Source organism: Psychrobacter sp. TWR1-1-1 (assembly GCF_049895865.1).
In the GTDB taxonomy this organism is placed as follows: Bacteria; Pseudomonadota; Gammaproteobacteria; order Pseudomonadales; family Moraxellaceae; genus Psychrobacter; species Psychrobacter immobilis_A.
On record NZ_JAFCTE010000007.1, the window covers coordinates 151632 to 161858 of the forward strand.

Consider the following 10227-nt stretch of genomic DNA (forward strand, 5'->3'; position numbering starts at 1 on the left):
ATAATTATTAAACACAAACGATTCTGTCATACCATTTCTTAGCTAGCTCTATGGCAAATATGTTAATATTGCACTTTGATTTTATAGTCTATAACTTAGGGGCGCATTTGGCGTCCTTATGCTTATACTCCTTTGAGTAAACTCTCCTCTTAGCCCAATACTAGGACACTCTATGCCAGCTCCAATTAGCGAACGTAAATTAGCCAATGCCATCCGTGTACTGACGTTTGATGCGGTTCAAAAAGCCAACTCTGGACATCCGGGCGCGCCAATGGGTATGGCTGATATTGCCGAAGTTTTGTGGCGCAAGTTTTTGAAGCACAACCCAACCGATCCACAGTGGCACAACCGTGACCGCTTTGTCTTATCAAACGGTCATGGCTCGATGCTTATTTACTCATTGCTACATTTATCTGGCTATGACGTCAGCGTTGATGACCTGAAAGGTTTCCGTCAGTTGCATTCAAAAACCCCAGGTCATCCTGAGCTTGGTTATACACCAGGTATTGAAACGACTACTGGTCCACTAGGTCAAGGTATTGCCAATGCTGTGGGTTTTGCAATCGCTGAAAAAACTTTAGCGGCACAGTTCAATCGTGACGGCCATAACATCGTTGACCATAACACCTATGCATTCTTAGGCGATGGTTGCTTGATGGAAGGTATCAGTCATGAAGTTTGTTCATTGGCTGGCACGTTAGGTCTTGGCAAGTTAGTCTTCTTCTACGATGACAATGGCATCTCTATCGATGGTAACGTCGAAGGCTGGTTCACTGATGATACGCAAGCGCGTTTTGAGTCATACGGCTGGCAAGTTATCAAAGTCGATGGTCATGATGCTGATGCTATTACTCAAGCAACTGAACAAGCGCTTAAAGAGACTACTAAACCAAGTCTTTTGATTTGCAAAACCACGATCGGCGCGGGTAGCCCGAACAAGCAAGGTCTAGCAGCCAGTCATGGTGCACCACTAGGTGATGATGAAATCGCCTTGACTCGTGATGCATTGTCTTGGAAGCATGCCCCGTTTGAATTAGATGATGAAATCTATGAAGCGTGGGATGCTAAAGCTAAAGGCGACGTACAGCAAAAGAACTGGGATGCGGACTTTGACGCTTATAAAAAAGCCTATCCTGAACTGGCATCTGAGTTATTACGCCGTCTAAATGGTGATTTGCCTGCTGACTTTGATAGCCAAGCACAAGCCTACATTCAGCAAACTCAAGAAGCGGGCGGCGATGTTGCCAGCCGTAAAGCCAGTCAAAACGCCATCAATACCTTACAGCCATTATTACCAGAATTGCTAGGCGGTTCAGCGGATCTAGCTGGCTCGAACCTCACGCTATTCAAAGGCGCTAAAGGCATCGAGAAAGATGCTGACGGCAACTATATCTATTACGGTGTACGTGAGTTCGGTATGACTGCGATTGCCAATGGTATTGCATTGCATGGCGGTTTTATCCCTTACGTCGCGACGTTCCTAATGTTTATGGAATACGCACGTAACGCTGTCCGTATGGGCGCATTGATGAAGCAGCGCGTCATCCATGTCTATACGCATGACTCTATCGGTCTGGGTGAAGATGGCCCAACGCATCAGCCAGTTGAGCAATTGACTAGCCTACGTACCACGCCAAATCTACGCACATGGCGTCCGTGTGATGCGACTGAATCTGCTAGTGCTTGGGTAGAAGCTATTAAGTCTGAACATAATCCATCAGCATTGATTTTTAGTCGTCAAAGCTTGCCACATCAAGCACGTGATAGTGAGCAAGTAGCCAACATTACCAAAGGTGGTTATGTACTGGCAAAAGAGCAGGGCGAGCTACAAGCGATTATCATCGCTACTGGTTCAGAAGTTGGCCTTGCGATGGAAGCATATGAGACATTAAGCGCTAATGGTGTTGGCGTACGTGTGGTATCTATGCCATGTGCAGAAATCTTTGTAGAGCAAGATGCCAGCTATCGTGAGTCAGTATTGCCTGCCAATATTCGTGCTCGCGTTGCAGTCGAAGCCGCGCATGTAGATTACTGGTATAAGTTTGTTGGTTTAGATGGCAAAGTCATCGGCATGACGACTTATGGCGAATCTGCTCCTGCAGATCAGTTATACAAAGAGTTCGGTATTACCACTGATGCTGTGGTTGAAGCGGTAAATAGTTTGGTGTAATAAACCTAACTTAGTCAGTATTTAAAAAAAGAGCTGCCGGAGAAATCTGGTGGCTCTTTTTATTGGCTAAATAATCAGTATATTCATAATGGTATTTAGTCCATAATTAAAAAAAACAGAGTACGGAATAATTATGAACTGGGATTTGTTGAGTATTTTTATCACGGTCGGCTTGGCGCATTTTCTTGCACTATTGAGTCCTGGACCAGATTTTGTATTGATCGTAAAGAGTGCTATTAAGAACGACAGTAAAGAAGCAATAGGGGTTGCGCTCGGTATCACCTTTGCTAATGCAGTGTACATTGGTCTATGTCTAATTGGTGTTGGCTCAATTTTAGCCGCCTCTGCACCTATTATGATTACGCTAAAAATCATTGGTGGGTTGTTTTTAATGTACCTTGGGATACAGGCGTTACGCGCACGAAAAGATGCGTATGACCAATTTCAGGTAGCCCAATCACCCCATTCAAATATACCTAAAACAACTTTTTTAAAAGAATTTACTGCAGGGTTTTTGTCTGGAATATTTAATCCTAAAAATCTACTCTTTTATCTCAGTTTATTCACTGTAGTATTGACACCAGAAATAAGTTTTGTGTTCAAATTGGGCTTAGGTATTTGGATGACTGTTGTGGTATTCGCGTGGGACACTGCTGTCATATTTCTATTGTCGACTCGCAAAGTACGCGCTAAATTTACCCAAGTTGCTTATTACATCGATAAAGTTACAGGGGCGTTGCTTGGCGTCATTGGTTTAACTATCGTCAGAACAGCAATTGTAGATCGGTAATTTTAACCAAAAGTAATTAGTATATTGATATTGAACGTTATTTATTTTTTCATAACCACTTTCAAGAAAAAAACCATGTCCATCAAATCCACCTTTAAAGGCTTTCTAGGCGAGACCGTTATCAATGTCGCCATGTGGCTAAAACTTGAAAAAGATGTCTATCACCGATTAAACGGTATTACCTTGCCAAGAGCCAATGGTGGCAGTACCCAAATCGATCATATTATCGTCTCTGTATACGGCATCTTTGTCATCGAAACCAAGAATTATAAAGGCTGGATATATGGTAGCGAGAAGCAAAAGCAGTGGACGCAAGCTTTCCCAAATGGAAGTAAGTATAAATTCCAAAACCCATTACGCCAAAACTACTTGCACATTAGGACTCTCGCAGATTTATTAGGATTGGAGCTGAGCTACTTTCATTCGATGATTGCTTTCATCGGTGAGTGTGAGCTGAAAACTCGTGATGAGTTGCCTGAACACGTATTGACAGGTGGGATGGTCTCTTATGTGAAGAAGAAACAAGATGAGATACTGACTGAAGACGAGGTCAAGTCTATCGTTGAGCAGATTAATAGCAACAGATTTAGCAAATCTTGGCGCACCAATAGAGAGCATAAAGCCTATCTAAAAGACAAGCATAGCCTCTCAAACAAACAGCCTAGTAGTAACTCCACTGATAAAACAATTGCTAAAACTGCCAGTAAGTCTACACTCGAGCCGGTAATAAAAGAAACCGCTAAACGAGCCACGCTGAAAAGCCGAGAAGTGCTGCGATGGTCGGGTCAGACTGAGATTGAATCTAGCGATTTACCAGTTGATAGTTTTAGTACTCAGCAGACAAACACACCATATGTCAGTATATCGCATGATATTGCTAATAAAGTGTTCCTTACACCGTTTGAGATTGTAGAGCCTGAGCCACAGGTGGAAGCACCTACAATATTTGAGGCGACAAACCCTACTGCTAATCTCGTCCAAGCGCCAACTTGCCCGAAATGTAATGGAGAGATGGTTAAACGCACTGCAAAGAAAGGCGCACGCCAAGGACAATCCTTTCATGGGTGCGCGCAGTTTCCTAAGTGCCGATCCGTAGTTAATATTGCTTAGCCTTTAATCCTCTTAACCATAGATTTCTTCCAAGCGTAAACAAGCCACCAATCGACCGTCCCACTCTCGCAGTTGTGGCTCTATTTCGCTGCACTGCGACTTGGCATAGGGACAGCGTTTGTGCAGGGCGCAGCCACTTGGTGGATTAAGCGGGCTTGGTAACTCACCTTGTAGAGTTAGATCATTTTTATGGCCATTTACCGTTGGTGCAGCAGCTAAGAGGGCGATGGTATATGGATGCTTTGGCGCATTATAGATCGCCTCTTTCGGGCCATGCTCAACCGCCTGACCTAAATACATCACCATCACATCATCAGCGACATGACGCACGACTGATAAGTTATGCGAGATAAAGACGTAAGCAGTACGATACTCGTCCTGCAAGTCCATAAACAGATTCAAGACTTGTGCTTGAATGGAAACATCGAGCGCGGAAGTAGGCTCATCAGCGACGACAATTTTAGGATTGAGCATCATGGCGCGGGCGAGGGCAATACGTTGGCGCTGACCCCCTGAAAACATATGCGGATAGCGGCCAGCATGTTCAGGGCGCAGACCGACATTTCTCATCATCTCGTTGATTTTGTCGCGCTTGTCTTCTTTAGAGAGTTTGGTATGGATATCCAATGGTTCAGTTAATTGATAGCCAATAGTATGGCGTGGATTTAAGCTACCATAAGGGTTTTGGAAGACCATTTGAATTTCTGTACGCAGATCTTTTAGCGCTTTTCTGCTATAGCCGGTAGTGCCTTCATCATTGATAAATAGCTCGCCATGAGTAGGTTCTTCGATGAGTGTTAGCTGGCGGGCAAGAGTAGATTTACCGCAGCCTGATTCACCGACGACGGCCAGTGTCTTGCCAGCCTCAAGCTCAAACGACACACCATTCAATGCTTTAACGTAAGCTTTTGCTTTACCCAACCCTTGCGATACTGGGTAGTGTTTATGTAGATTGTCTGCTTTCAGGACTACTTTATTACTCATACTTGTGACTCCAAGGTAGCAGCGTGAGAGGTAGATGAATTAGAAGGCAAGCTCGGCAACTCTGGATGAATACAGCGCACCTTGCCATTGGGCGTATCCAATATGGGCGGTGGCACTTCACAAGCCGATTCTTTGTACGGGCAGCGAGGAGACAATAAGCAACCGCTTGGGCGATCGTATTGGCTAGGCACGACTCCGGGTAAACTGTTCAATCTATCTTGACCGATAGCTAGCTCTGGGATTGCTTGTAGCAATGCCTCGGTATAAGGGTGAGCAGGCTTTTGGAAAATATCCGGCACGGTACTGGTTTCGACCACTTGTCCGGCATACATGACTGCGACATCACGCGAGTTTTGCGCGACCAAACCCAAGTCGTGGGTAATCAGTACCATCGCCATTTGTTTTTCGCGTTGCAATCGGCTTAGCAAGTCCATGATTTGCGCTTGTACGGTGACATCGAGCGCGGTGGTAGGTTCATCGGCGATGAGTAGTTTGGGCTCACAAGCAATTGCCATCGCAATCATAACTCGTTGACTCATACCGCCTGATAACTGATGTGGATAAACCTTGAGCCGATTTTTGGCATCGGGCATTTCGACCAGCTCTAACAGCTCTAAGATACGTGTCTGTACTGCTGAACCACGCAAGCCTAGATGCTTGCGTAATACTTCGCCCAGTTGCATCTCAACCGTGAAGCTTGGATTTAAGCAAGACATGGCATTTTGAAAGATCATAGAGATGTCTTTGCCAATGATGCCGCGTTTTTCTTTGGCTGACATACTGAGTATGTCTTTATCATCGAACATAACGCGCTTGGAACGGACAGTTGCAGAGGGTGGTAGTAGTCCCATCAGTGCCATCATGGTGACTGACTTACCCGAGCCAGATTCACCCACGACTGCGATGACTTCGCCTTGTGTAATCTTTAGCGACACATCATCGACTGCACGAAAAGCGCGCACCCCTTGCCCGAAAGTCACTGAAAGATTTTCAATATCTAACAGCAATGGTGATTCTTTTTTTGATGCGTCATTCATAGAAGTGTGAGTGGTAGGCGTTTTAATTAATGGTTCAGTCATCTTAGGTCACCTGCTTTAATTTGGGGTCTAGCGCATCGCGTAGGCCATCACCAGTCAAGTTAATCGACAATGCGGCTAAGAAAATAGCGACACCGGGCCAAATAGCTAGCCAAACATTACTCTGAATATATTGACGCGCCGTACCAAGCATTGCACCCCATTCAGCATCGGGTGGCTGTACACCAAAGCCTAAGAAACCAATTGCACCTGCTTCTAAAATAGCAGAAGAGAAAATCATCGTTGCTTGTACGATAAGCGGTGCCATACAGTTGGGCAAAATAGTGATAAACAATAAGCGCAACACACCAGCGCCCATCACTTGTGAAGCGATAAAATACTCACGCTGTAGCTCTACCATTGCAGTAGCACGAGTCAGCCGAATAAAAGGTGGCGTACAGACCAAGGCGATCGTAATAATCGTATTGGTCATAGAAGGCCCTAAGATAGCGGCAATGATGATCGCCAACAGTAAGCTCGGGTAAGACATCAAGATATCATTGACCAGCATGACCGCTTTGCCCCAAACCTTGGGCCAAAATGCAGCACTAAGTCCTAATGAAACACCGACTAACATGGCAAGAGTCGTCGCGCTCAGACCGATAAATAGAGAATAACGCGCGCCATACATCACTCGAGACAAGGTGTCTCGTCCAGCATCATCCGTGCCCAGCCAAAACATTGTATTGCCGCCATCCAGAAAGGCAGGCGGCAACTGCTCTTGACCAGTAAACAACTCGTAAGGGTCATGGGGCGCAATGGCAGGCGCAAGGATGGCAATAATGACCATCAATGCCAGTACAATAAAACCAAGCACCGCGCCTTTATTTCGGCAAAACGTCGATAAAAATAGCTGCCAAGATGACGGCGGTGTGGCGGCCATAAGGTTGACATCAGAGGGAAGAACAGAAGGCTTCATGAGCAGTTCCTATAGTGGCTAACGCGTTGAAAGTATGTCAGTCTCATTTTTAGCAAGCATTTAAAATGTGCTAAAACTCACTCAAGACCATACAAACACCAATAACCACTATTTATAATATGAGTATTTATCAATGTTAAATTAAGAAGTATGTCGAATACGCGGATTGATAAGACCATACAAAATATCAATAAATAAACTAACTAAAATCAGGGCGGTGGCGACCAATAAAATACCGTTTTGCACAATAGGATAATCACGAGTGAAAAACCCATCTAGCAGCCAATTACCAACACCTGGCCAACTAAAAATAGTCTCAGTGATAATAGCCCCCGCGAGCAAGGTCGCCATTTGTAAACCAATCACCGTCACCACAGTTATCAGGGCATTGCGCATGACGTGTACCAATATCACGCGGCGCGGCGATAGGCCTTTGGCGCGCGCTGTACGCACGTAGTCCTCATCTAACACCTCTAGCATCGCCGAGCGTGTCATCCGTGCAATCATCGCGAGTGGTATGGTCGATAAGGCAATAGACGGTAGGATAAAGTGTTTTACCACGTCCCAAAACGCGCCAGGTTCTCCTGATGTTAAAGAGCCCAATAACCATGATCCATATAAAGGTTTGACGTCTAAAAACTGCGCGACAGATATGACACCAGCGACGGGCAACAGGCCGAGATAATGGGCGAATATACCAGTCAGAATAGGCCCCAATAAATAGATGGGCATAGAGTAGCCAGCCAGCGCTCCTGACATTAAAGTGTAGTCAATCCATGTACCACGTCGTAGCGCGGCAAAGATACCTAAGCTCACACCGACAATACTGGCAATGACAATGGCACATAAAGCCAGCTCTAAGGTTGGTACAAAATGAGCAAAGAAGTCTTGTAATACCGGAGTACGAGTACGAAAGGATTGACCAAAATCACCGGTCAATATTCCAGTTAAGTAATCCCAATATTGGACAATGAGGGGTTTGTCTAAGCCAAGTCTTTCTAACGCTCGAGCATGTAGCTCCGGATCGACCATACGCTCACCCATCATAATCTCGACGGCATCTCCAGGGACGAGCCGAATTAGGGTGAATGTCGATAGCGTTAAGCCAAGATAGACAGGAATTAGAATGGCAATGCGACGCAAAATATAAAGTAGCATGGGCTGCTCAATTCAATAGTTGTGGTTCAATCGTTTAAGATCGATGAGTAGAATGTTGGCAGAGATGAGAGAGTCGGTGACAAAATGCTTAAAAAATGCTTAAAAAATGCTTAATAAGGCGCTTAACTCATATAAATACGGCTGGAGCAGAGTGTCTGACCCAGCCGAATATAAATTAAACAATCATGCATGCATGTCTTACCGGACGTCATCAGCTCAGGTTATTCAACCTTTACACCATCGAAGCGTATTGAGCCAAGCGGACTAATTTTATAATCGACGACGTTTGGTGCGGTGAATACCGTGACCACCGAATGCGCCATTGTCGTCCAAGGCAATTGCTCTTTGAATATCTGCTGAGCTTGTACATAGTCGCTGACGCGCTCATCTTGATTGGTAATCTGACGGGCGTTAGTCACCAAAGTGTCAAAATCTTTATTACACCAGCGTGAGTAGTTATTGCCACCGACCGCATCACAAGATAGTAGCGTACCAAGCCAATTATCAGGATCGCCATTGTCACCAGTCCAGCCCGCTAGAATGACATCAGGCTCACCTTTAGCAGCGCGGTTTAGATACTCGCCCCATTCATAAGTCACAAGCTTGGTATCGACACCAATTTTTGCCCAATCTGCTTGTAGCATTTCAGCCATGAGTTTGGCATTAGGATTGTATGGGCGTTGAACGGGCATATACCATAGATTAATGGCAAGTTTGTCCGCGCCTGCTTCTTTTATAAGGGACTTAGCCTTTTCCACATCGTAAGGTGCATCTTTGATAGATTTGTCGTAACCCCATTGTGTGGGCGGCATTGGATTGGTGGCTTTTAATCCTTCGCTTTGATAAACCGCATTGATAATAGCGTCTTTATTAATTGCCATGTCTAATGCTTGGCGAACTTTAAGGTCGCTAAGCTTCGGTTTTTCAACGTTATAGCCGACATAACCGACGTTAAAGCCGGGTTGATCGAGAACGGTGGCCTTACCAGATTTTTTAACAGAGTCAATTTCGGCAGGTTTTGGATAAGCGGACACATGACATTCGCCTGCTTGCACTTTTTGCGCACGAACCGCCGAATCTTTGGTGATAACAAACACGAGATTATCGATATGAATATCGTCTTTGTTCCAGTAGTCTGGATTTTTGGTATAACGAATTTGCGCGTCTTTTTGATAAGAAGTAAAGACGAAAGGTCCTGTACCAACGGGTTTGGTGTTGATATCAGCAGCATTACCAGAAGCCATTAACTTTTCTGCATACTCAGCAGAATCGATATAAGCGAAGGGCATCGCTAGGTTCTGTAAAAATGGCGCATTGGTTTCGCTTAGGGTAATTTTTACGGTATTGTCATCAACTTTTTCAATATTGGAGATAATATCAGGTAGCCCCATACCGACCGAATAGGGGAACTCAGCAGGATAGGCTTTATTAAATTCAAACTCTGGATTGGTTATACGCTCTAGAGTAAAGACAATATCATCTGCGTTGAAATCACGGGTTGGGGTAAAGTAATCGGTCTTACCATATTTAACCCCTTTACGTAGGTTAAAGGTATAAGTCTTGCCGTCTTCACTAATATCCCAGCTTTCGGCTAAGGCTGGCTGAATCTCAGTACCATCTCTTTTGAACTCTACTAAGCCGTTGTAGATGGGAAAGGCGCTCGCATCAAAATCTGTACCTGCAGTGTACTGTGCTGGATCGAATCCAGCCGGACTACCTTCTGAGCAATAAAGTAAGGTTTTGGCTGCTTTAGCATCTGAGCTGGCAGCAGATTCATCGGTGGTTTTGTTGTCGCCGCTACAGGCACTGATGCCTAGAATAACTGTTGCCAACATCGTCAGTTTGAAGAGTGATTTTTGCATTATTACATCCTATGTAATGATAAATAGTCGCCAATATATTAGACCTCTTGCAAAAGTAGCAGAGGGTTTTACAATAACTAATACATTCACAACTAGCTAAGAACCATGCCAAACATAGATAAGCTACTCGAACAAAATAACGCAGGCTTCAAACGCTA

General features: G+C 44.8%; 8 protein-coding genes. 3 read left to right on the top strand and 5 right to left on the bottom strand.

All coding sequences use genetic code 11. From position 1 onward, the window contains the following. Nucleotides 1-172 precede the first annotated feature (172 nt). The 3 genes from tkt (at nucleotide 173) to ACP69U_RS08980 (ending at nucleotide 4070) form a co-directional block, all read left to right on the top strand. Nucleotides 173-2170, top strand: a complete 1998-nt coding sequence (tkt, locus tag ACP69U_RS08970; RefSeq protein ID WP_426138343.1) for a transketolase — start codon at nucleotides 173-175, stop codon at nucleotides 2168-2170. A 133-nt stretch (nucleotides 2171-2303) separates the two neighbouring features. Further along, nucleotides 2304-2960: a LysE family translocator gene (locus tag ACP69U_RS08975; protein WP_426138344.1), complete on the top strand. Its 657-nt coding sequence runs from the start codon at nucleotides 2304-2306 to the stop codon at nucleotides 2958-2960. Between the two features lie 75 nt (nucleotides 2961-3035). Continuing rightward, the gene (locus ACP69U_RS08980) at nucleotides 3036-4070 is read left to right on the top strand and encodes an NERD domain-containing protein (RefSeq protein ID WP_426138345.1); all 1035 of its coding nucleotides are present in this window, start codon (nucleotides 3036-3038) and stop codon (nucleotides 4068-4070) included. 12 nt (nucleotides 4071-4082) lie between these two features. On the opposite strand, the gene ACP69U_RS08985 is transcribed toward ACP69U_RS08980, so the two are convergent. From ACP69U_RS08985 to ACP69U_RS09005, 5 genes are all read right to left on the bottom strand, one after another. After that, a complete protein-coding gene (locus ACP69U_RS08985; RefSeq protein WP_426138346.1) occupies nucleotides 4083-5054 on the bottom strand; it encodes a peptide ABC transporter ATP-binding protein in 972 nt (323 codons plus the stop codon). After that, nucleotides 5051-6133 carry an ABC transporter ATP-binding protein gene (locus tag ACP69U_RS08990; protein WP_426138347.1) on the bottom strand — a complete coding sequence of 361 codons (1083 nt, stop codon included), beginning with the start codon at nucleotides 6131-6133 and terminating at the stop codon, nucleotides 5051-5053. The genes ACP69U_RS08985 and ACP69U_RS08990 overlap by 4 nt, the downstream gene beginning before the upstream one ends. A 1-nt stretch (nucleotide 6134) precedes the next feature. After that, a complete protein-coding gene (locus ACP69U_RS08995; protein WP_087814459.1) occupies nucleotides 6135-7049 on the bottom strand; it encodes an ABC transporter permease in 915 nt (304 codons plus the stop codon). Nucleotides 7050-7190: 141 nt separating this feature from the next. Beyond that, nucleotides 7191-8207: an ABC transporter permease gene (locus ACP69U_RS09000; protein ID WP_201600069.1), complete on the bottom strand. Its 1017-nt coding sequence runs from the start codon at nucleotides 8205-8207 to the stop codon at nucleotides 7191-7193. 221 nt (nucleotides 8208-8428) lie between these two features. Then, nucleotides 8429-10069 carry an ABC transporter substrate-binding protein gene (locus ACP69U_RS09005; RefSeq protein WP_201600072.1) on the bottom strand — a complete coding sequence of 547 codons (1641 nt, stop codon included), beginning with the start codon at nucleotides 10067-10069 and terminating at the stop codon, nucleotides 8429-8431. Nucleotides 10070-10227: the final 158 nt, after the last annotated feature.

Bases quoted from the DNA above. Each gene is read 5' to 3' on its own strand.
- tkt (WP_426138343.1), top strand. From the start codon at position 173: ATGCCAGCTCCAATTAGCGAACGTAAATTAGCCAATGCCATCCGTGTA.
- ACP69U_RS08975 (WP_426138344.1), top strand. From the start codon at position 2,304: ATGAACTGGGATTTGTTGAGTATTTTTATCACGGTCGGCTTGGCGCAT.
- ACP69U_RS08980 (WP_426138345.1), top strand. From the start codon at position 3,036: ATGTCCATCAAATCCACCTTTAAAGGCTTTCTAGGCGAGACCGTTATC.
- ACP69U_RS08985 (WP_426138346.1), bottom strand. From the start codon at position 5,054: ATGAGTAATAAAGTAGTCCTGAAAGCAGACAATCTACATAAACACTAC.
- ACP69U_RS08990 (WP_426138347.1), bottom strand. From the start codon at position 6,133: ATGACTGAACCATTAATTAAAACGCCTACCACTCACACTTCTATGAAT.
- ACP69U_RS08995 (WP_087814459.1), bottom strand. From the start codon at position 7,049: ATGAAGCCTTCTGTTCTTCCCTCTGATGTCAACCTTATGGCCGCCACA.
- ACP69U_RS09000 (WP_201600069.1), bottom strand. From the start codon at position 8,207: ATGCTACTTTATATTTTGCGTCGCATTGCCATTCTAATTCCTGTCTAT.
- ACP69U_RS09005 (WP_201600072.1), bottom strand. From the start codon at position 10,069: ATGCAAAAATCACTCTTCAAACTGACGATGTTGGCAACAGTTATTCTA.